This window comes from Sphingobium sp. HDIP04, assembly GCF_000445085.1.
GTDB classification, from domain to species: Bacteria; Pseudomonadota; Alphaproteobacteria; order Sphingomonadales; family Sphingomonadaceae; genus Sphingobium; species Sphingobium indicum.
On record NZ_ATDO01000124.1, the window covers coordinates 18,505 to 39,406 of the forward strand.

23 protein-coding genes are annotated in these 20,902 nt (G+C 66.3%); 12 read left to right on the forward strand and 11 right to left on the reverse strand.

Features of this window, described 5'->3' with window-relative positions:
• Window positions 1-6: 6 nt before the first annotated feature.
• The 5 genes from L286_RS43590 to L286_RS43610 all read left to right on the forward strand — a co-directional run bounded on the left by L286_RS43590 (window position 7) and on the right by L286_RS43610 (window position 4,598).
• On the forward strand, window positions 7-1,035 hold the full coding sequence (locus L286_RS43590; RefSeq protein ID WP_020818943.1) for a glycosyltransferase family 4 protein: 1,029 nt from the start codon (window positions 7-9) through the stop codon (window positions 1,033-1,035).
• 112 nt (window positions 1,036-1,147) lie between these two features.
• Complete coding sequence (locus L286_RS43595) at window positions 1,148-1,831, forward strand: DUF1013 domain-containing protein (RefSeq protein ID WP_020818942.1); 684 nt, start codon at window positions 1,148-1,150, stop codon at window positions 1,829-1,831.
• Window positions 1,832-1,969: 138 nt separating this feature from the next.
• A complete protein-coding gene (locus L286_RS43600; protein WP_020818941.1) occupies window positions 1,970-3,676 on the forward strand; it encodes a long-chain-fatty-acid--CoA ligase in 1,707 nt (568 codons plus the stop codon).
• Window positions 3,677-3,720: 44 nt separating this feature from the next.
• Entirely contained in the window at window positions 3,721-4,257 is a 537-nt protein-coding gene (gene msrA / locus L286_RS43605; protein ID WP_020818940.1) for a peptide-methionine (S)-S-oxide reductase MsrA, read from the forward strand.
• A 74-nt stretch (window positions 4,258-4,331) separates the two neighbouring features.
• Complete coding sequence (locus L286_RS43610; protein WP_020818939.1) at window positions 4,332-4,598, forward strand: hypothetical protein; 267 nt, start codon at window positions 4,332-4,334, stop codon at window positions 4,596-4,598.
• 47 nt (window positions 4,599-4,645) lie between these two features.
• Here L286_RS43610 and L286_RS43615 read toward each other — a convergent pair whose 3' ends face one another.
• On the reverse strand, window positions 4,646-5,602 hold the full coding sequence (locus tag L286_RS43615) for an L-threonylcarbamoyladenylate synthase (RefSeq protein WP_021223949.1): 957 nt from the start codon (window positions 5,600-5,602) through the stop codon (window positions 4,646-4,648).
• Between the two features lie 111 nt (window positions 5,603-5,713).
• Between L286_RS43615 and L286_RS43620 the strand changes: the two genes are divergently transcribed.
• Window positions 5,714-6,532, forward strand: coding sequence for an ATP-binding protein (locus L286_RS43620; RefSeq protein WP_020818937.1), 819 nt, complete (start codon window positions 5,714-5,716; stop codon window positions 6,530-6,532).
• 153 nt (window positions 6,533-6,685) lie between these two features.
• Here L286_RS43620 and L286_RS43625 read toward each other — a convergent pair whose 3' ends face one another.
• The gene (locus tag L286_RS43625; RefSeq protein WP_020818936.1) at window positions 6,686-8,014 is read right to left on the reverse strand and encodes a PQQ-dependent sugar dehydrogenase; all 1,329 of its coding nucleotides are present in this window, start codon (window positions 8,012-8,014) and stop codon (window positions 6,686-6,688) included.
• A 60-nt stretch (window positions 8,015-8,074) separates the two neighbouring features.
• Entirely contained in the window at window positions 8,075-8,248 is a 174-nt protein-coding gene (locus L286_RS49080) for a hypothetical protein (protein WP_007684040.1), read from the reverse strand.
• A 226-nt stretch (window positions 8,249-8,474) separates the two neighbouring features.
• Here L286_RS49080 and L286_RS43630 point away from each other — a divergent pair, with 226 nt between their 5' ends.
• Window positions 8,475-8,678 carry a hypothetical protein gene (locus tag L286_RS43630; RefSeq protein ID WP_020818935.1) on the forward strand — a complete coding sequence of 68 codons (204 nt, stop codon included), beginning with the start codon at window positions 8,475-8,477 and terminating at the stop codon, window positions 8,676-8,678.
• Between the two features lie 62 nt (window positions 8,679-8,740).
• Here L286_RS43630 and argC read toward each other — a convergent pair whose 3' ends face one another.
• From argC to L286_RS43650, 4 genes are read right to left on the reverse strand one after another with little or no spacing between them, the layout of a single operon-like run.
• Window positions 8,741-9,685 (reverse strand): N-acetyl-gamma-glutamyl-phosphate reductase, encoded by a 945-nt coding sequence (gene argC / locus L286_RS43635; protein ID WP_013039677.1) that lies wholly within the window; start codon window positions 9,683-9,685, stop codon window positions 8,741-8,743.
• Complete coding sequence (locus tag L286_RS43640; protein WP_020818934.1) at window positions 9,682-10,590, reverse strand: C40 family peptidase; 909 nt, start codon at window positions 10,588-10,590, stop codon at window positions 9,682-9,684. The genes argC and L286_RS43640 overlap by 4 nt, the downstream gene beginning before the upstream one ends.
• The gene (locus tag L286_RS43645; RefSeq protein WP_021223951.1) at window positions 10,550-10,957 is read right to left on the reverse strand and encodes a MarR family transcriptional regulator; all 408 of its coding nucleotides are present in this window, start codon (window positions 10,955-10,957) and stop codon (window positions 10,550-10,552) included. The genes L286_RS43640 and L286_RS43645 overlap by 41 nt, the downstream gene beginning before the upstream one ends.
• A gap of 60 nt (window positions 10,958-11,017) precedes the next feature.
• Window positions 11,018-12,415, reverse strand: coding sequence for a leucyl aminopeptidase family protein (locus L286_RS43650; RefSeq protein WP_020818932.1), 1,398 nt, complete (start codon window positions 12,413-12,415; stop codon window positions 11,018-11,020).
• Between the two features lie 139 nt (window positions 12,416-12,554).
• Between L286_RS43650 and L286_RS43655 the strand changes: the two genes are divergently transcribed.
• Window positions 12,555-12,758 (forward strand): hypothetical protein, encoded by a 204-nt coding sequence (locus L286_RS43655; protein ID WP_007684028.1) that lies wholly within the window; start codon window positions 12,555-12,557, stop codon window positions 12,756-12,758.
• Window positions 12,758-13,612 (forward strand): PdaC/SigV domain-containing protein, encoded by an 855-nt coding sequence (locus tag L286_RS43660; RefSeq protein WP_020818931.1) that lies wholly within the window; start codon window positions 12,758-12,760, stop codon window positions 13,610-13,612. Before L286_RS43655 ends, L286_RS43660 begins: the two co-directional genes overlap by 1 nt.
• Before the next feature lie 93 nt (window positions 13,613-13,705).
• Here the strand turns inward: L286_RS43660 and rimO are convergent, their stop codons facing one another.
• The 4 genes from rimO to serS all read right to left on the reverse strand — a co-directional run bounded on the left by rimO (window position 13,706) and on the right by serS (window position 18,507).
• Window positions 13,706-15,088 carry a 30S ribosomal protein S12 methylthiotransferase RimO gene (rimO, locus tag L286_RS43665; RefSeq protein WP_020818930.1) on the reverse strand — a complete coding sequence of 461 codons (1,383 nt, stop codon included), beginning with the start codon at window positions 15,086-15,088 and terminating at the stop codon, window positions 13,706-13,708.
• 48 nt (window positions 15,089-15,136) lie between these two features.
• Entirely contained in the window at window positions 15,137-16,186 is a 1,050-nt protein-coding gene (locus tag L286_RS43670; RefSeq protein WP_174550406.1) for a potassium channel family protein, read from the reverse strand.
• 181 nt (window positions 16,187-16,367) lie between these two features.
• Window positions 16,368-17,141 carry a 5'/3'-nucleotidase SurE gene (surE, locus tag L286_RS43675; protein ID WP_007684019.1) on the reverse strand — a complete coding sequence of 258 codons (774 nt, stop codon included), beginning with the start codon at window positions 17,139-17,141 and terminating at the stop codon, window positions 16,368-16,370.
• Window positions 17,142-17,229: 88 nt separating this feature from the next.
• Window positions 17,230-18,507, reverse strand: a complete 1,278-nt coding sequence (gene serS / locus L286_RS43680) for a serine--tRNA ligase (RefSeq protein WP_020818929.1) — start codon at window positions 18,505-18,507, stop codon at window positions 17,230-17,232.
• Window positions 18,508-18,604: 97 nt separating this feature from the next.
• Here serS and L286_RS43685 point away from each other — a divergent pair, with 97 nt between their 5' ends.
• The 3 genes from L286_RS43685 to dksA all read left to right on the forward strand — a co-directional run bounded on the left by L286_RS43685 (window position 18,605) and on the right by dksA (window position 20,874).
• Entirely contained in the window at window positions 18,605-19,045 is a 441-nt protein-coding gene (locus L286_RS43685; RefSeq protein ID WP_020818928.1) for a host attachment family protein, read from the forward strand.
• Window positions 19,046-19,266: 221 nt separating this feature from the next.
• Entirely contained in the window at window positions 19,267-19,833 is a 567-nt protein-coding gene (locus tag L286_RS0125025; protein ID WP_013039683.1) for a hypothetical protein, read from the forward strand.
• Window positions 19,834-20,409: 576 nt separating this feature from the next.
• On the forward strand, window positions 20,410-20,874 hold the full coding sequence (dksA, locus tag L286_RS0125030) for an RNA polymerase-binding protein DksA (protein WP_025160963.1): 465 nt from the start codon (window positions 20,410-20,412) through the stop codon (window positions 20,872-20,874).
• The last annotated feature ends 28 nt before the right edge of the window (window positions 20,875-20,902 follow it).

The following is a 20,902-nucleotide window of genomic DNA, read 5'->3' on the forward strand; positions in this document are numbered from 1 at the left end:
TCCGCCATGCGCATCATCATCGTCACCGACGCCTGGAGCCCGCAGGTCAACGGCGTCGTCCGCACGCTCCAGACCATGCAGGCGCAACTGGAGAGGATGGGGCATGAGGTGAAGCTGATCTCGCCCGACCTGTTCGGCTCCATCCCTTGCCCGACCTATCCGGAAATACGGCTGGCCTTCGCCCGTTCGGGCGTGGTGGGGCGGATGATCGCGGCCTTCCGTCCCGATGCGATCCATCTGGCGACCGAAGGGCCGCTCTGCCTGGCGGCGCGGCGCTGGTGCCTGCGCGGCGGCATCCGCTTCACCACCGCCTATCACACCCATTTCCCGGACTATGTGGCGCAGCGCACCGGCCTGCCCGCCGCCTGGTTCTGGCGTTATATCCGCTGGTTCCATGGCCCGGCCGAAGCGGTGCTGGCGTCGACGCCGTCGGTACGGCGGCAATTGCGCGCTCATGGGCTGGCGCAGGTCCGCCCATGGGGCAGGGGAGTGGACCTGACCGCCTTCACGCCGCAGGCGACGCCGCCCGCCTTCTTCGCCGGGTTGCCGCGCCCGATCCAGCTTTATGTCGGCCGCGTCGCGGTGGAGAAGAATCTGGAGGCTTTCCTGGCCAGCGGCCATCCCGGCGCCAAGGTTGTGGTAGGCGACGGTCCGGCCCGCGCCATGCTGGAAAATGCCTATCCGCAGGCGCATTTCCTGGGACCGATGTTCGGAACCGAACTGGCCGGGGCCTATGCGGGCGCGGACATCTTCGTCTTTCCCAGCCGCACCGACACGTTCGGGCTGGTGATGATCGAGGCGCTGGCCTGCGGCACGCCGGTCGCGGCCTATCCGGTCACGGGGCCGGTGGACATCGTCACCCCGGAAAGCGGCGCCTTGTCCGACCGGCTGGAGGACGCCATCGCCGCCGCGCTCCTCTGCGACCGCGGCGCCTGCGCCGCCCATGGCCGGAGCTTCAGTTGGGAACGCAGCGCGGGGGAATTTCTTGCCGGCCTGCACAATATCGATCCCCAGGCGCTCGACAGCGCGGCCTGACGCTTTTCCTTGCCCGGCGGGGCGGGATGCATTATCTCAGGTCGGGCGTGGCCGCCCTGCTTGGGCGGCCCTTGTCGTTTCATGCCGGAGAATTCCCGTGTCCCAGCCTCTCATGCCCCATGCGACCGCCAGTTGGCTGGTCGACAACACCGCGCTGAGCTTCGACCAGATCGCGGAGTTTTGCGGGCTGCATATCCTGGAAGTCCAGGCCATCGCCGACGATACCGCAGGCACCAAATATACCGGCCGCGACCCGGTGCGCGCCCATGAGATCACGATGGAGGAAATCCACAAGGGCGAGGCCAATCCGGATTACCGCCTGAAGATGCTGAAGGGCCCGGAGCCGGTCCGCCGCACCAAGGGGCCGCGCTACACCCCCGTCAGCAAGCGCCAGGACAAGCCGGACGGCATCGCCTGGATCCTGCGCAACCATCCGGAGATTTCGGACGGCGCCATCGGCAAGCTGATCGGCACCACCCGCACCACCATCGCCGCGATCCGCGACCGCACCCACTGGAACATCTCCAACATCGTGCCCAAGGATCCGGTGACGCTGGGCCTCTGCTCGCAGCGGGAACTGGACGCGCTGGTGACGAAGGCGGCGAAGAAGGCGGGCATCGAAGCCCCCACCGATTCGCGCCTGGACGGCGACCGCGAGGCGCTGATCAACGAATTGCGCCGCGAGCGCGAGGACGCCACGCGCCGCGCGGAAGAGGCGCTCAAGAGCGAATCCGACCTGATTTCGGGCACCGCGAAGATCCTCGATCCGTTCAGCGACAACAAGGGTCACCTGTGATGCCGTAACGTCAATCCGCTCCGCGCGGAGGGACGAGATAAAGCACCGCGGCAAGGGCCGCGCCTCGGCATGAGGCGCGGCCCTTGCTGCGGTGCTTTACGCTTGCGTAAAGGGAAAGCGTGACTTAGACTTCCATGCATGGAGAGCAACGAAAACATCTGGAAAACCCGCTATAATCATCCCTTTCCGTGGGAACAGACATTCCCGCCGCTATCGATGGTGGACATGGTGGCGAACAGCGCCACGGCCCACCCGCAGGCGGTGATGATCGACTTCATGGGCCGCAAGACGACCTATGGCGAAATGTGGCGCACCATCCGGCGGGTTGCCAGGGGCTTGCAGGATATGGGAGTGCGGAAGGGCGACCGGGTCGGCCTCTACCTTCCCAACGTGCCCCATTATGTCGCGGCCTATTATGGCGCGATGATGGCCGGGGCCATTGTTGTCAACTATTCCCCCCTCTACACCGCCGCCGAACTGGAGCATCAGGTCGAGGATAGCGGCACGAAGATCCTCTTCACCCTGTCGGCCAGCGCGCTGCTGCCCACGGCGCTGGAGGTGCTGGACAACAGCAGCCTGGAGCGGCTGGTCGTCGGCAGCGTCGCGGAAGTGCTGCCGCCCGCCAAGTCGGTGCTGTTCCGCCTGTTCAAGCGGAAGGAGACCTCCACGGTCCCGCACGATCCGCGCATCACCCCTTATGCCGATCTGCTGCGCCATGGCGAGGATCCCGCGCCCGTGGCCATCGAACCGGAGCAGGACATCGCCCTGCTGCAATATACCGGCGGCACCACCGGCATGCCCAAGGGCGCGATGCTGACCCACCAGAACCTGACAGCCAATGCGCGGCAGGTGCGCCTGATCGATCCCCATCTCGAAGCGCCCGACCGCATATTGGCGGTGCTGCCCTTCTTCCATGTCTTCGCCAATACCTGCGTCCTCAATCGCACGGTGCTGAACGGCGGGGAGATGGTGATGCTGCCGCGTTTCGACGGCACGCAGGTGCTGGCGGCGATCCAGCGGACCAGGGCGACCTCGCTGCCCGGCGTGCCGACCATGTACCAGGCGCTGCTGGATCATCCGGCGACGCCGAATATCGACTTTTCCTCGCTGCGCCTGTGCATTTCCGGCGGCGCGCCCCTGCCGCTGGAGGTCAAGCAGCGGTTCGAGGCGATGACCGGGGCCACGCTGGTGGAGGGATATGGCCTCACCGAAAGCAGCCCGGTCCTCTGTTGCAACCCCTTTGAGGGCCTCAACAAGCCCGGCACCGTCGGACAGCCGGTTTCCGGCACGCGGGTCAAGCTGGTCGACCGAGAAGACCCGACCCGCCCGTCCCCCGAAGGCGAACCGGGCGAGCTGGTCTTTGACGGGCCGCAGATCATGAAGGGCTATTGGCAGCGCCCGGACGCCGACAAGGAGGTGTTCGTCGACGGCTGGCTGCGGACCGGCGATGTCGGGGTGATCGACGCGGACGGCTATGTGAAGATCGTCGACCGGCTGAAGGACATGATCGCTGTAGGAGGCTTCAAGGTCTTCCCCAGCGAGGTCGAGAAAGTCCTCTACCACCACCCGGCGGTCAAGGAAGCGCTGGTGATCGGCATTCCCGACCATTATCGCGGCGAATGTCCCAAGGCCTTCGTGACCTTGCAGGACGGGTCGGACATCGATGGCGCGGCGCTCAAGGACTGGTTGAACCCGCAACTGGGCAAGCATGAGAAGGTGTGCGAGGTGGAGGTGCGCCTGAACCTGCCCACGACGCTGGTCGGCAAGCTGTCGCGCAAGGAACTGGTGGCCGAGGAGCGCGCCAAGGCGGAGGCGGCGGCGCGGCAGACTGGAACCGCGGGCTGATCCTTCCTATCTGTGCGGCCAATGCAGGATAAGGACGCGCATATATGGCCGAAGAGATCGCAACCCTGGCTGGCGGCTGCTTCTGGTGCACGGAGGCGGTGTACCAGAATCTGAAAGGGGTGAAGGCCGTGGAAAGCGGCTATATCGGCGGCGCGCAGCCCGACCCGACCTATGAGCAGGTCTGTTCCGGTGCGACCGGCCATGCGGAGGCGATCCGCATCACCTATGATCCGGCGGTGATCGGCTATGGCGACCTGCTGGACATTTTCTTCGCGACCCATGATCCAACTACGCTCAACCGCCAGGGCAATGACGTCGGCACCCAATATCGCTCGGCCATCTTCCCCCATTCGCCCGAACAGGCGGCGGAAGCGAGGGCGGGCATCGAGCGGGTGCAGGCGGATTGGGCGAACCCCATCGTCACCGCAATCGAGCCGGACGCGCCCTGGTATCCGGCGGAGGATTATCACCAGAAATATTGGGAGCGGGTGGGGGACAGGAACCCTTATTGCATGGCGGTGATCCCGCCCAAGCTCGCCAAATTGCGCAAGGGCTTTGCCGAGCGGATCGAAGCCTCCTAACGGTTCGTCGCCTGAGGCTTGTCCTGCCCGACCGCATCCCTAAGCTTGCGGAAATGACAAGCCGGGGAAGAGATATGAACAAGATCGCATGGATGGCCGCGCCGGCTTTGCTGCTGTTCCTGCCGGGCTGCATTGCCCGGACGGCGGCGAATATCGTGACGGCGCCGGTGCGCGCAGGCAGCCAGGTGGTGGACTGGAGCACCACCAGCCAGGAAGAGGCCGACCGCAATTACGGCCGCAAGATGCGCAAGCAGGAAGCGCGCGAGGCCCGCGAGCGGAAGAAGGAAGAAGAACGCCGCCGCCGCGAATGCCGCGATGCGGGGTATGGTAATTGCGGGTAATCCTGCCGTGAAAACTGCCGTGTTCCTGCGAAGGCAGGAACACGGCTTCAGGCCGCCGCCCGTCGCAGCCGATCGTTGATCGCCACGCCGATACCTTCGTTCGGTATCGGCGCCACGGCGATCCGCTCCGCCGCGCTGGCGTCCGCCATGTGCAGCGCCGCGAAAAGATGCGCTGCCGCTTCCCGCAGGTCGGCATCGGGGCTGAGATTCACATGGCAGGGCATCAGCCCGAAGCCGATCAGATATTCGTCCTTCTCCGCCTTCAGCGCGTTCAGCCGCACCGGCTTGGACGGCGCATAATGGCTTTCCAACTGGCCCGGCGCCTCGATCTTCGCATTGTCGGCGCCCGTCACCACCGGCAGCATGCCTGCCTCCTCCAGCATCGCCGCCGTGACCGGGCCGGGGCGCAGCAGGCGGATGCAGTCGGTTTCCGGGGCGACGATGGTCGATTCCAGCCCTTCGCTGGTCGGTCCTTCGTCCAGGATCATGCGGATCTTGCCATTGAGGCTCGCCATCACATGTTCGGCGCGCGTCGGGCTGATCGATCCGCTGCGATTGGCCGACGGCGCGGCAAGGGGGCGTCCGCTTTCCCGGATCAGCGCCCGCATGGCCGGATGCGCGGGCAGGCGCAGCGCCACGGTCGGCAACCCCGCCATCACCAGCGGCGATAATCCGCTGTCGGCGCGAGCGGGCAGGACCAGCGTCAGCGCTCCGGGCCAGAAGCGTTCCGCCAGCCTGTCCGCCACCGGCGAAAACTCCGCCAGACGCCCGGCCATCTCCCGGTCCGCGACATGCACGATCAAGGGATTGAAGCTGGGCCGCCCCTTGGCGGCGTAGATCGCGGCCACGGCGTTGGAATCCGTGGCGTCCGCCGCCAGGCCATAGACCGTCTCCGTCGGCACGGCGACCGGCTCGCCCGCACGGATCAGCAGCGCCGCCTCGCGCAGCGCCTCGCTGCCGTAGCGGCTTATTCGGGTGGAGAAGACTGGATTTGGGATGGTCACGGCCCCAGCGGTATAAGCCCCGAATTCGGGCAGTAAAAGGCCATTGCTACAGAAGAATGACATGGGCGTCGCGCTTGCCCGTCAAGCGGAGGAGGGCTAAGCGAGGGCGCCATGAACGATGCCCTGCTGACCCGCATTGCCGAAGCGCTGGAACGGATCGCGCCGCCGCCCGCTTCTGCCGCCGATCTGGCCGCTGCGCCTGCCTATATATGGAACGGCGCGACGATCCGGGCGGCGGAGGGCTTTGCGCCGGTGGATTATGCCCTGCTGACCGGCATCGACGCGCAGAAGCAGGCGCTGCTGGAGAACAGCCGCCGCCATGCCGCCGGTCATGCCGCGCATGACGTGCTGCTCTGGGGCGCAAGGGGGACGGGCAAGTCGGCGGTCGTCGCCGCCGTGGTCGGCAAGCTCCAGTCCGAGGGGCAGGACATCGCCCTGCTGCAATGCGCGATCGACGAACTGGCCAGCCTGCCGCAGCTTTTCACTTTGTTGCGGGACACGCGGCGGCCCTTCATCCTGTTCCTCGACGATCTGGGCTTCGATGAGAATGGCGTTGGCGACGCCCGTTCGCTTAGGTCGCTGTTGCAGGGCGGCACGGCGGCGCGCCCGGCCAATGTCCGCCTCTATGTGACGTCGAACCGCCGCCATATCGTGCCGCGCCACCTGTCGGAGCAGGACGACCCGGTCAATCCGCGTGACGTGGTGGACGACAAGATGGCGCTGTCCGACCGTTTCGGGCTGAGCCTGGGGTTCCACGCCATCGACCAGGACGCCTATGTCGCCATCGTCGGCGGCTATGCGGCCAGCCTTGGCCTCAGCTTCGAGCCGCTGGAGGCGATCCAGTGGGCGACCCAGCGCGGCAGCCGGTCCGGGCGCGTGGCCTGGCAATATGTGGTGGAGCTGGCGGGGCGGAACGGCCTCAACATCTAGGCTGTTTGAGATCGACGCTTACGTGCTCCTGCGAAGGCAGGAGCCCAGATCGACGGTGGAACTAGGCTCCTGCCTTCGCAGGAGTACGCGCCGTTTTATTAACAGGCACCGTTTTATCAGCACGCGCCGTTCAATGGCTCGTTCCCCGTCACCTCACTTCGCTGCCGTCACGCGCCAGACGACCCCGCCCACATCGTCGCTCACCAGCAACGCGCCCTTCGCATCGGCGGTGACGTCCACCGGCCGGCCGCGCGCCTCGCCCTGGGGACTGAGGAAACCCGTCAGCACGTCGATCGGCTTGGCCTTGCCGGTCTCGCCATTGTCGCCGAAGGGCACGAACACCACCTTGTAGCCCGACCGGGGTTTCCGGTTCCAACTGCCGTGCAGCCCGACGAAAGCGCCGTTGGCGTAAGGCCCGCCCAGCGCCACCTTGTCGGCGAAGCTGAGGCCCAGCGGCGCGACATGATTGCCCAGCGCATAGTCCGGCCGCTTGGTATATTCGCGGACTTCCGGCCGCTGCGGCTGGACCCGGCGATCCTCGTAACCACCCCAATAATTCCAAGGCCAGCCGTAGAAGGCGCCGAATTCCACCCGCGTCAGATAATCGGGCACCAGATCGCTGCCCAGCATGTCGCGCTCGTTCACCACGCCCCACAGCGCGCCGCTCTTAGGTTCAAAGGCCAGTCCCACCGGATTGCGCAGGCCCGAAGCGTAGATGCGATAGGCGCCGGTCTGCGGATTGACCTCCAGCACGGCGGCGCGATTATCCTCCGTCGCCAGGTCGTTTTCGCCGATATTGCTGTTGGAACCGATACCCACATAGAGCAGCCCCTGCGGGCTGGCGGCCAGGCTGCGCGTCCAGTGCATGTTGGGCGCCTGCGCGGGCAGGTTCAGGATCTTGCGCCCCTTGGCGGCGATCTTCGTCTCGCCCTCCTTGTACGGAAAGGCCATCAGCGCATCGGTATTGGCGACGTAGAGCGTGTCCCCGACCAGCGCCATGCCATAGGGCGAATTCAGCCCGGTCAGGAAAGCCGTCTTGGTTTCCGCCCGGCCGTCGCCATCGGCGTCGCGCAGCAGGGTGATGCGGTTGGCGGACGGCACGCCGGCCCCCGCCTTGTTCATCAGATAGTTCATCACCCGGTTGACGATGCCGCTTGTGGGCCGCGCCGGGCTGTTGGTTTCCGCCACCAGCACGTCGCCATTGGGCAGGCGCAGCAGCGAGCGGGGATGGTCCAGCCCGTCCACGAAGCGATCGACGCTGAGGCCCTTCGCGGGAACGGGCTTTTCCCCACCCTTCCACGGCACGGCCTCCGCGACGTTCATCGTCGGGATCATCTCGCTGCGGGGGCTGGTGAAAACCGGCTCCTTGCCCACATCGGCGCCGGCGGGAAGCCGCGCCGCGTCGCCTCGCGCGAAGTAGAAGAAAAGGCCGACGAGAATGGCCAGCGTGAGGATGGTGAGCGCGATCAGGTGCTTCTTCATGGCGTATCGTTTATGCTGGCCCATGGATGGTGGCAAGGCGCGCAAGTGCCCGATGCGGAGCTATTTTCCCCGGTCCCAGAGCCACAGCAGCACCGCGATCGCGATGCCCAGCGCCGTGCCCGCCAGCAGGCCGGCGCTCGGCTGGCCCATCAGGCCGCCGACGATGGTGCCGCCCAGGATGGTGAGCGCCAAAATGGCGCCTGCGCCGATCGGTTCTTTTCTGCCCTTGGTCATTCCGCGGTCCTTGCCACGGGCGGGGATGCATGGCCAGCGCTTTCCCGCCTGCGCCTTTTCAGGACAGCCTGTCCCACCCTGGGATGGCTGTGCCACGGCGGGACTTGGCTAATGGATCGTTCACCCTCGCAGGCCGCCCTCCGCCGTCGATGGGTGCGGCTGGCATGGGGATTGAACCGCGATCCCCACCGTCAGGGTGGGGACTTTGGGGGGCCAGGTCATGAACATGCCATATCTTTCGAATCGAAAGAGCTATGAGGACGCGGCGGAGCTGATGTCGCTGTTCGGCGACAATGCGGGCTATGAAGCGGCGGCGCGGGCCGACCGCAGCCGGGATCTGGGCAACCATATCCGCTTCTGCCACTGGCGGCAGATCGAGCGGCTGATCGTATTGCTGAACCATGAAGGGGCGATGGGCACGATCCATTGATCGGCGTTTCCGCCCCTTCGCCATGCCGAAGACCGGCGCGGCGAGGGGGCCGGATGCCGCCTTCAGAGCCGCAGGCCGGCGGTTTCCGGTAATCCCGCCAAGATGTTGAGGTTCTGCACGGCGGCCCCGGCCGCGCCCTTGCCCAGATTGTCGAGCGCCGCCACCAGCCGCGCCTGGCCGGTCGCCTCATTGCCGAAGACGAACAGCGCCAGCCGGTCGGTCGCGCCGACATGCTCCAGCCGGACCTGCGTCATCGCCGCGCTGTCCTCCAGCGCTTCCACGCCGACGATGGGCGATCCCGCATAGGCGGCGGCCAACGCCCCATGCACATCCGCCGCCGAAGGCGCGCCGGGCAGGGCGCGCAACTGCAACGGCACCTCCACGATCATGCCGCGATAGGCATTGGCCACGGCGGGGGCGAAGAGGGGCGGGTGCCGCAAGCCGGAATAGCGCTGCATTTCCGGCACATGCTTGTGCGCCAGCCCCAGCCCATAGGGCCGGAACGCGCTCGGCGCGCCCCCGGCGCCCTCATATTCCGCGATCATCGACTTGCCGCCGCCCGAATAGCCGGATGCGCCGGATACCGTCACCGGCCAGTCGACGGGCAGCAGTCCGGCGAGCACCAGCGGCCGCACCAGCGCCAGGAACCCCGTCGGCCAGCAGCCCGGATTGGCGACGAAGCGCGAATTCGCCAGCCTTTCCCGATGCCCCGGCTCCAGTTCGGCAAAGCCGTAGGCCCAGCCATCGGCCACCCGGTGCGCCGTCGACGCGTCGATCACCCGCGTCCGGCCATTGTCGATCAGCGCCACCGCTTCGCGCGCAGCATCGTCGGGCAGGCAGAGGATGACGATGTCCGCCGCGTTCAGCGCGTCCCTGCGCGCCGACGCATCCTTGCGCCTGTCCGCGTCTAGCGCGATGATCGACAGTTCCGGTCGGCCCGCCAGCCGCTCGTTGATTTCCAAACCCGTCGTGCCGACGCCGCCGTCGATGAATATCCTTTGTGTCATGCGCCAATTCTCCGCCGCGCCGTCACGGGTTCCGCATGATCCGCCGCCAGCCGTCCGACGACGTCGGCCAGCGGCTCGATCACCACGCTCATCCAATGGGCGTTGGCATGTATCATGTTATGCTCGTCGGTCATGATGCCGACATGGCCGGGAAAGAAGACGAAGTCCCCTCGTCGGAGCGGCGCGCCGGGCGCGATGGGGGAACCGATCCCCTCGCGCTGAAGATCGGTGTCGCGGGGCGCCTTGATCCCGCACTGGCCGAGCGCCACCTGCACCAGGCCGGAGCAGTCGACGCCGCGATGCCCGCGCCCGCCCCAGACATAGGGCTGGCCCAGATAACGCTCCGCCACCGAAACCCAGTCGCTTTCCAGCGCGTCGATCTCCGCGACATGGCGCTTGTGCACATAGCCTTCGGCGCAGGCGTGGAAATCCCCCTGCGCTTCGGCCGCGAACTGCGCGCCGCGCGGCCAGTAATCGGCAATGGGGGACTTGATGTCGGCGGCGCTGAAAAGCGGGGCGGTGCCGGCGATCACGCGGCTGTTCGACACTTCCCGCGCGTCCAGCGCATCGCGCCGGACATAGCCGACATAGCCGTCATGCCCGCAAAAGCCCCAGGCCCAGTCGGCCGTCACGTCCAGCGCATGGAAGCTCTCCCCGCGCAGCAATTCGCTCACCGCCCGCGCCTTGGGCGTGTCGGACGCCAACAGGGGCGCGCCGGCGGCGACGCAGGTCAGTTCGACGGCGCGGGCATAATGGGCGGAAAACAGCACGCCGGCCAGCGCCAGGTCGGCCAGGTCGCCGCGCGCCGCATGGACCCGCGTGTCCAGCTTGACCGACCGGCCGTCCAGCTTGAATCGGATGCGTTCAGGCGGTGCGTTCCGCAGAGGAGAAGTTGAGGCGTTCATCGCGGCCGGTTCCTGCGATGAAATGGTGAAAGGCGTCAAGAAATTCCGCCCCTTTTGGGGTGCGGGTGATGAAAATATTGCGCCGGTCGGTGGAGTCCCGCTCCCGCCGCAGATAGCCCAGCGCCGATAATTTGTTGAGAGCGCGGGTGATGACCGGCTTCGACACGTTGAGCGCCTCCGCGAGTCCCCGCACCGTATGCGGCCCCGCGCCGATATAGACGGTCAGCATCAGCGCCATCTGCCGGTTGGTGAGGTCGGGCCTGCCGGACCGCACATAATCGACCAATGTGCGCATCCATTGGCCGAGCGGCTTCAGGCCGGGACGGTTCAGCTCTGCGGCTTCATTCTGGGCGGAGTGGGCATCCATGACCTCGTAACGCACGATAGCCAATCCGGTTGCGTAACGGCCTCGACAATCGCTTTCTTTTTACTTTTTGCGGCCGTAGCGCGCTTGCAGCATATGGAAGGCGGCGCGCAATCCCAGCGCCTCGCCCCCCTTCGGGCGTCCCGGCCGCGAAGCGGAGCGCCAGGCGAAGGTGTCGAGATGCACCCAGGGCACGGCGTCGGGCACGAAGCGCTTGAGGAACAGGGCGGCGGTGATCGCCCCGGCAAAGCCGCCTTCGCCCGCATTGTTGATGTCCGCCACGTCGGACTTGAGCATTTCGGCATAGCCGTCCCACAGGGGCAGGCGCCAGGTCGGATCGTCCACCGCCGTCCCGGCCGCATCCATCTCCGCGGCGAGCGCTTCGTCATTGGCGAACAGGGCCGGGAGGTCCGGTCCCACCGCCACCCGCGCCGCCCCGGTGAGCGTCGCATAGTCGATGATGAGGTCCGGCTTGTCCTCTCCCGCCAGCGCCAGCGCGTCGCCCAGCACCAGCCGTCCCTCCGCATCGGTATTGCCGATCTCGACCGTCAGCCCCTTGCGCGAGCGCAATATGTCGCCGGGCCGGAAGGCATTGCCGGACACCGCATTCTCCGCCGCCGGGATCAGCAGGTGCAGCCTGACCGGCAGGCGCGCGCCCATGACGAGCTGCGCCAGCGCCAGGGCATGGGCCGCGCCGCCCATGTCCTTCTTCATCAGCCGCATGGCGGAGGACGGCTTGATGTCGAGGCCCCCGCTGTCGAAGCAAATGCCCTTGCCGACGACCGCGACCTTCGGGTGCCCGGGATCGCCCCAGCGCAATTCGATGAGGCGCGGCGCGAAGCGCTTGTCCGCCGCCTTGCCCACGGCATGGATCATCGGGAAGCCATGTTCCAGCGCGTCGCCCTTCGTCACCTTGCAGTCGGCTTCGAAGCGTTCCGCCACCTTGCGGGTCGCGGCTTCCAGTTCGGCCGGGCCCATGTCGGCCGCAGGCGTGTTGACGAGGTCGCGCACCAGCGCCACCGCTTCGGCCAGGCGCGCGGCGGCGTCGATCTGCGCCACTTCCGCGGTCAGCAGCACGCGCGCGCCCGATCCATTTTCTTCCCTGCGATAGCGGTCGAAGCGATATTGCGCCGTCAGCCATCCCAGCATCGCTGCCCCCGCCGCGCCCTCGGCCAGCCGATAGGCGCCTTCGGGCAAGGCCTCGGCCAGCCTGGCAAGGCACCATGGTCCCAGCTTCGCGGCGGAAGCGACGCCGGCCACCACCGACCAGTCCGCCGCCTCCTCGCCGGGCAGGATGGCGAATTCATGCGCCTTGCCCCTGAATTTCTGGGCGGCCGCCAGGGCGCGTACCCGCTCCGGCTGGCTTCCCAGCCAGCTTTCCAGTCCTTGCGCATCCACGATCCGGATCGAACGGGCGGGTTGATTGTTGTCGGCTTTCAGCAGGTCGGAAAAATCGTTCATGCAATGTGTTTTGGAGAAAGGCGGCGGGTAAGAAAAGCGCAATCTTTCGTCGTCCGAGCGCCTCTTTCGACCGCGCCGTCATTTGCGTCGGACGGCGCGCGGGCATAGATTGAACGGAGTTAAAAGAAGGAGAGACAAGATGATGCACAGCGACGACGGCCGCCTTCAGGCCCTGCGCGCCCGCGCCTATGCGCTGGCGGAAAGCGGGCGTTTCGACGGAGCGCATGCGGTGGAGCAGGCATTGATCGCGGAAGGCTGGCCCAATGCCGGCGCGGCGCTCCAGAGCAGCTATGCGCGCAAGGCGATCAGCGAACGGTGCATGGCGGCGGCCAAGGCCCATTGATGCACGGGATCGAGGGGAGGGGATTGGCGGGACTGCCCCTGGCGGCGGTCCTGCTGCTTTGCGCCTGTTCGCCTTCGAAGGACGCGAAGAATGGGGACGAGGCGGCTCTGCCGGGCAATGACGTCGCGGCCAGCAATTTCGCGAACCGCATGTCCGGCCAGCCGGAGCCGCCGTCGCCCGCCCAACCGTTCGAGCAGAAGGAGAAGACCGATCTGCTCGAATTCGCCTATGCCTATCCCGCGCAGGCCGCGCAGATACCCGTCCTGGCGGAGAGGTTCGGCAATGCGCTGAAGGTGGGGAAGGCGGACGCGCTGAAAATGGCGCGCGAAGACCGGAAGGCCGCCAGGGAGGCCGGCTATCCCTTCCGGGCGCATTCGCTCGAAACCCGCTGGACCGTGGCCGCCGACACGCCGCGCTTCCTGGCGCTCCGATCGGAAAGCTACGTCTATACCGGCGGAGCGCATGGCATGACGGGCTATGAGGCGTTGCTGTGGGACAAGGCGCGCAAGCGGGAGACGGCGGTCACGGCGTTGATGACCTCGCCTGCCGCCTTCGCGGCCGCCATCCGGGACCGCTTTTGCCACGCGTTGGACAAGGCCCGCGCCGAAAAGCGCGGCGCTCCGGTGAAGCGCAGCGATGACGACGACTTCACCAAATGCATCGATCCGATGCAGCAGGTGCTGGTGCCGACATCGAAGGACGGCAAGCTGGTCGACGGCGTGACCGTCGTCATCGGTCCCTACAGCGCCGGTCCCTATGCCGAGGGCAGCTATGAGATCGCGCTGCCGGTGGACGCGGCCATGCGCAAGGCGATCAAGACGGAATATCAGGACGCCTTTGCGGCGGCAGAATGAGGCTGCCCGCCACAATGCACCGTGCCCCTGCGAAGGCGGGAGTCCAGCTATGACGTCGGAACTGGGTTCCTGCCCTCGCAGGAACATGGTGCCCTAAATTGACGGCACTCCGTAAAGGTCATGCTCGTCTGCATCCTCGATCAGCACGTTCAGGATGCTGCCCGGCGCCAGCCCTTCTCCTACATCGCGCAGGAAGACATTGCCGTCGATCTCCGGCGCGTCGGCCTGGCTGCGCGCCGTGGCGCCGATGGAGCCGTCCTCGTCCGCTTCGCCCACCTCGTCGATGATGACGGGCAGCACGCGGCCCACCTTCGCCTGCAAGCGGGCGGCGGAGATGGCGGCGGTCCTTTCCATGATCCGCTGGTATCGTTCTTCCTTGACCTCCTCCGGCACCGCGCCGGGCAGGTCGTTGGCCGCCGCGCCCTCGACCGGCTCGAAGCGGAAGGCGCCCACGCGGTCGAGTTGCGCCTCGTCCAGCCATTGGAGAAGATAGTCGAAATCCGCCTCCGTCTCGCCGGGGAAGCCGACCACGAAGGAGGAACGGATCGCGATGTCAGGGCAGATGTCCCGCCATTTGCGGATGCGGTCCAGCACCTTCGCTTCGTTCGCCGGGCGCCTCATGGCCTTGAGGACCGAAGGCGCGGCATGCTGGAACGGGATGTCGAGATAGGGCGTCAGCAGCCCATCGGCCATCAGCGGGATCACATGATCCACATGGGGATAGGGATAGACATAGTGCAGCCGGACCCAGGGCGGCGTGCCCTCCGCGGTGCGAAGCTGCCCCAGCTCGCGGGCCAGGTCGGTCATGTGCGCGCGAACCTCGCGCCCCTTCCACTGGCGCGCCTCATGCCGGGTGTCGACCCCGTAAGCGGAGGTGTCCTGGCTGATGATCAGCAGTTCCTTCGTTCCGGCATGCACCAGCTTTTCCGCTTCGCGCAGCACGGCGTCGATGCGCCGGCTGGCCAGGTCGCCGCGCAGCGAGGGGATGATGCAGAAGGAGCAGCGATGGTTGCACCCTTCCGAAATCTTGAGATAGCTGTAGTGGCGCGGCGTCAGTTTCAGCCCGCCCTCCGGCACCAGGTCGACGAAGGCGTTGGGTATGGGCGGCGAGGCTTCATGCACCGCGTTCACCACGGCCTCATATTGATGCGCGCCGGTCACGGCCAGCACCTGCGGGAATTTTGCGCGGATCAGTTCCGCCTCATTGCCCATGCAGCCGGTGACGATGACGCGGCCATTCTCCGCGATCGCCTCGCCAATGGCTTCCAGCGATTCCTCCTTGGCCGAATCCAGGAATCCGCAGGTATTGACCAGCACGACGTCGGCGCCGGCATAGTCTGCGGACATCTGATAGCCGTCGGAACGCAGCTTGGTCAGGATGCGCTCGCTGTCGACCAGCGCCTTGGGACAGCCCAGGGACACCATGCCGACCTTCGGCGCTTCGGGAATTTTGGTTGCCATGATCGGCGCGCACATAGGGATTTTTGCGCCCAATGTCACGGGGCCACGCAAAAGCCCTCGGAATCAGGCTGGCGCGCGTGCCTGCCCGGCCGCATCGCCCCGAACGATCTCTATGATGAGATCGCCGGTCTGGAGCTTCGCCGCTTCCTCCTCCCAGAAACCGATGGCGCGTTCCTGACGATGGATGCGCACGCCCAGCCCCGTCCGGATGTCGGACAGCGGCCGCCCGATCTCCTCCGGCAGCACGAAGCGTTCGTTCAGCTTCACCTGACCGCCCGAAGCGGCAAGGTCCGACATGTAATCCGCGATATGCTGGCCGCTGGTGCTGCCCGCCAGCAGCAGCCCGGCGAAGCTGACCGGATTGATCACCGTGGTCGCGCCAGCCTGCCGCGCGGGCAGTTCGTTGTCCTCGTTGCGCACGACGATGCTGATGGGCAGGCGAGGGGCCAAGTGCCGCGCCGTCAGCGTGATCAGGATGGAGGTGTCGTCCCGCCCGGCCGACACGATCATCGTCCGCGCCCGGTGGATCGCCACATCGTTCAACGTCCGGTCCCGCGTCGAATCGCCGCATAATATGTTGCAGCCCAGCGCTTCGGCCTCCGCCAGCGCCTTTTCGACCGGATCGACCACCACGATCTCCCGCGGGTCGACGCCCCGCGCCAGCAATTCCCGCACCGCCTCGGCCCCGCTGGTGCCGAAGCCGGTGACGACGATGTGATTATGCAGATCGGCCTGAATGCGAGCCATGCGCCACCTGTAGAGGATGTTGCGGAAGAAGAGATTATAGGCCGTGCCCAGAAAGATCAGCCAGACGAACAGGCGGATCGGCGTCACCAGCAAAGCCTCGAACAGCCGGGCTTCCGGGCTAACCGGCACGATGTCGCCATAGCCGACCGTCGTCACCGTGACCGTGGTGAAGTAGAGCACGTCGATGAAGCTGATCCGGTTGTCCAGATTGTCCTTCAATCCGTCCCGGCCGACCCAGTGGATCAGCAGCACCAGCCCGATCAGGCCGAAGACCAGCGCCACCCGCCAGCCGAGATCGGCCCAGATCGGCAGCGAAGACCGCCGCCGCAGGAACCCCGCCGCGCTGGACGGCGGCCGGACGGGCATGATCCTCATCGGGCCTTTTCTTCGATGATGTCGAGCGGAAGCGTCGCGGGAACGGCAAGGGCAGGAAAGCGAAGAAGGACCATCCACGACATCGCCACGTCTTTAGCCCCCTGGTCCCGCCATGGCTAGATCGCGTTCGGATCGACGGGCAAGCCGCATGTCCCTGCGCAGGAACACGCCGTCAGCCCATCTGTCCTCCGAAGGCCTGCGCCGTCGCCGCCATCGCGCTGTCCTGCGTCAGGTCGTAATGCAGGGGCGTCACCGTCACATAGCCTTCGGCAATGGCGGCCAGGTCGCTCCCCTCCGGCACGGCGTCGCTCTTGCCGAGGCCGAACCAGTAATAATCATAGCCGCGCGGATCGGTGCCGTGGATGATCTTGGTCCGGTCCACATCGTGAAAGCCCTGCCGCACCACGCGAATGCCCTTCACGGCTTCGGCATCGACCGCCGGAAAGTTCACGTTGAACAGCATCCGGGGGCTGGCCGGCATGGCGATCAGCGGGCGCAACACCCGCTCGCCCCAGGCTCGCGCCGCAGCGAAGGGCACGGCGTCGCCCATCCCCTCCCGCGCATAGACCTGGCTGAGCGCGATCGACCTGATGCCGGAGATCGCGCCCTCCATCGCGGCGGACACCGTGCCGGAATAGGTCACGTCCTCCGCCAGGTTGGCGCCGCGATTGACGCCCGACAGCACCAGGTCGGGCTTCGCATCCTTCATCAGATGGCCGACCGCCATCATCACCGCGTCGGTGGGCGTGCCGGTCACGCTATAATGTTTCTCGCCATGCTGGCGGACGCGCAAGGGGCGCGTCAGCGTCAGGCTGTGGCCGGCGCCGGACTGCTCCTCGCTGGGCGCGACGATCCAGATGTCGTCGGACAGCGTGCGCGCAATTTCCTCCAGCACGGTCAGGCCCGGAGCATGAACCCCATCGTCATTGGTGAGCAGGATGCGCATGTCCTTGAAATCCGTTCGCTTCGAGCGAAGTCGAGAAGCTCATCCACCCCGTTTCTCGACTTCGCTTGTAGCGAACGGGGCAGGCGAATTACGAGTGCCGCAATCGCGTCAGGCCGCCCATATAGGGGGCCAGCACCTCCGGCACGATCACGCTGCCGTCCTCCTGCTGGTAATTTTCCAGCACCGCCACCAGCGTCCGCCCCACGGCCAGTCCCGACCCGTTCAGCGTATGCAGGAAGCGCGTATTCTTCTCGCCCTCCGGCTTGTAGCGGGCGTTCATCCGCCGCGCCTGGAAATCGCCGCAGTTGGAGACGGAACTGATCTCGCGATAGGTCTGCTGGCTGGGCAGCCACACCTCCAGATCCCAGGTCTTGCGCGCCCCGAAACCCATGTCGCCGGTGCAGAGCAGCACCTTCCGATAGGGCAGGCCCAGCGCCTGCAACACCCCCTCGGCCGCCGCGCACATGCGCTCATGCTCAGCCTCCGATTCCTCGGGCTTGCAGATCGCGACCAGTTCGACCTTCTCGAACTGATGCTGGCGGATGAAGCCGCGCGTGTCGCGCCCGGCCGAACCCGCCTCCGACCGGAAACAGGGCGTCAGCGCGGTCAGCCGGAGCGGCAGGCTTTCTGTCGGCACGATCTGCTCGCGCACGAGGTTGGTGAGGGAAACCTCCGCCGTGGGAATCAACCAGCGCCCGTCGGTAGTCCTGAACAGATCCTCCGCGAATTTCGGCAACTGTCCGGTGCCGAACAGCGCCTCGTCCTTCACCAGCAGCGGCGGATTGACCTCCTCATAGCCATTCTCGCCCGACTGGCGGTCCAGCATGAACTGCGCCAGCGCCCGGTGCAGCCGCGCCATCTGTCCGCGCAGCGCAGTGAAGCGCGCGCCGGAAAGCGCTGCGCCGCCCTCGAAATCCAGCCCCAGCGCCGGACCGAAATCGGCATGGTCCTGCGGCGTGAAGGGGAAGCTGCGCGGTTCGCCCCACCGCGCCACCTCGACATTCTGGGTCTCGTCTTCCCCCGGCGGCACGTCGTCCGCCGGCAGGTTGGGGATCGCCGCCAGCCGCGCCGCCAGCGCCTCGCCGATTTCCCGATCCTCCGCCTCAAGAGCGGGCAGGTTTTCCTTGAGCGCGGCGACTTCGGCCTTCAGCGCCTCTGCCGTCGCCATGTCCTTCTGCGCCATCGCCTGGCCGATGGCCTTGCTCGCCTCATTGCGGCGCGCCTGGCCCTGTTGCAGCGCCGTCTTGATCGCCCGGCTCCGCTCGTCGAGCGCCAGCAATTCCGCGCTCAGCGGCTCCAGGCCGCGCCGGGCCAGTCCAGCGTCGAAAGCGGCGGGATTTTCGCGAAGGAAACGAATGTCGTGCATGGGTCAGCCCTATGCCGTTCTGCGACCAGCCGCGCAACCCTGCTCACCGCCGTCCGTTGGTCATGGACTCAGGCGTTGAAGAGAGAGGAACCGGACGATGCAGATAGACCATGGCGCGATGGTGCTGGTGGCCGACGGGCGCAAGATGCTGTTCTTTCGCAACAAGGGCAGCCCGGACTTCCCGAACCTGGAAACGGAAGAGGTGAAGCAGCAGGACAATCCCCCCGACCGGGAACAGGCATCCGACGGCACGGGCCGCGGACCCAATTCGGTCGCCAGCCATCGCGGCTCCGTCGAGCAGACCAATTTCCACGATCTGGAGGAATCGCGCTTTGCCGCCGAGGCGGCAGAATTGCTCAAGCGCCGGGCGCTCGCCAATGATTTCGAGAAGCTGATCGTTGTCGCGCCGCCCACCGCTCTGGGCGAGATGCGCAAACATTATCACAAGGAGGTGCAGAGTCGGCTGGTGGGCGAGATCGCCAAGGATCTGTCGAACCATCCCGTGCCGGAAATCGAGCGGATCATCGCGACGAGCTGAAACCCGATCCGACCGGCGCTCCCCCCGGATCGCCGGCCGGATCGCCCCGCGGTTAACCCTCGGCGCCCGCCTTGGCGCGGGCGAACCGCTTGCGCGCCAGCAGGGCCGCAGCGCCCGCCCCGAACAGCAGCACCATCGGCGGCGCCGGCACATCGGTCGGCGGCGGCGGATGATGATGGTCGCCGCCCGACGAGCTGGAGGATGAGGAGGTCGAAGAGGAGGTGGAGGACGACGTCGAGCTGCTGGTCGACGAACTGGTCGAAGAGGAACTGGACGTCGAGCTGGATGTCGAGGAACTGCTGGTCACATTGCCGCTGGAGGTGGAGACGTTGCCCGACGAAGTCGACACATTTCCCGACGAGGTCGACACGTTGCCGGACGACGTCGACACATTGCCCGAAGAGGTGGAGACCCCGCCCGTGGACGTCGACACGCCGCCCGTCGATGTCGAGACGCCGCCGGTCGAGGTGGAAACGCCGCCGGTGGTCGAGCTGGTCGAACTGGTGATGCCGCCGGTCGAGCTGCTGGTGGAGGAGATCACCACCGATCCGCCCGAACCGCCGCCGCTGCCGCCGAAGAAGCCGCCGAAGAACCCGCCGCCGCCAAAGCCGGGACCGCCCGCCAGCACGACCGGCGCGCCGCCGCCACCGCCGCCGGACATGACCGGCATTTCCGCCGCCGCGACGGGCGCGGGCAGGGGGATGGGCGCGGCCTGGGTGGTCACCGTCACCGTCTGCGGCGCGCAGGACACGGTCTTCACCACGCGCTGCACCTTGCGAACGGCATAATGCTTGCGCGGCGCCGCCTTGACGCTTTTCGTACTCTGGACCCCTGCCGGACGCGCGCTTTCGGCGACGTGAACCGCGCCGCCGCCGATGATCGCGCCGCCGGCGGCGCAAGCGCATAATTTAGCCAATGCCATCCGTACCGACATAGGTTCCACTCTTGTTTGTTTTCGGCCCGGCGCTCTCGCCACTGCGTCGCGCAATAACGGAAGCGGGGTCGTTCCCTGTTGCCAACAACGCAAAACAAAACGTTAACTTCAATGGCGTTAACTCTGAATATCGGGGTCAAGTCGAGAAAAAAACTAATAAAATATGAGCATATATGGTTAACGTCCCATAGTGAGACGGCGGCCGGCCGCTTGGTCGATACGCCCCGTCCATTTTCTTTTATCATCGCCTAGTGCTTGGGAATCGCGAACTTTCCGGGGATAAAACGCGCCGCGATGCGCAGTCGGCGCGCCGCAAGACCGATTGCCCGCTTGTCTCAGGCCGTGGCGCTGGCTATTAGGCGCCGTCAACCACAAGTCACGGATACCCCGGCACTTTCAGCATCGGGGATCCCGCGAGTCGGAGAGCCAGATGGCATCGGTCCTGAATTCCGATAAAGACGGCCAAAATCCGCCGAAATCGGCTGTAACACTCCCACCCGACTATCGTCCTTCCGCAGACGAAGAGTTCATGAACCCGCTCCAGTTGGAATATTTCCGGCAGCGCCTGTGGGACTGGAAGAAGCAGATACTGGCCGAAGCGGAAGGGACATTGGCCGTCCTGCAGAACGAACCGCTCCGGGAGCCCGACCTCAACGACCGCGCATCCAGCGAGACCGACTGGTCGATCGAACTGCGCACCCGCGACCGCCAGCGCAAGCTCATCTCCAAGATCGACGCCGCGCTTCGCCGCATCGACGAGGGCGAATATGGCTATTGCGAAGTGACCGGCGAACCGATCTCGCTGGGCCGTCTGGAGGCCCGGCCGATCGCGACCATGACGGTCGAGGCGCAGGAACGGCACGAGCGGCAGGAAAAGGTCTCTCGCGACGATTAACCTTTTGTCCATGCCGCCATGGCAGGGT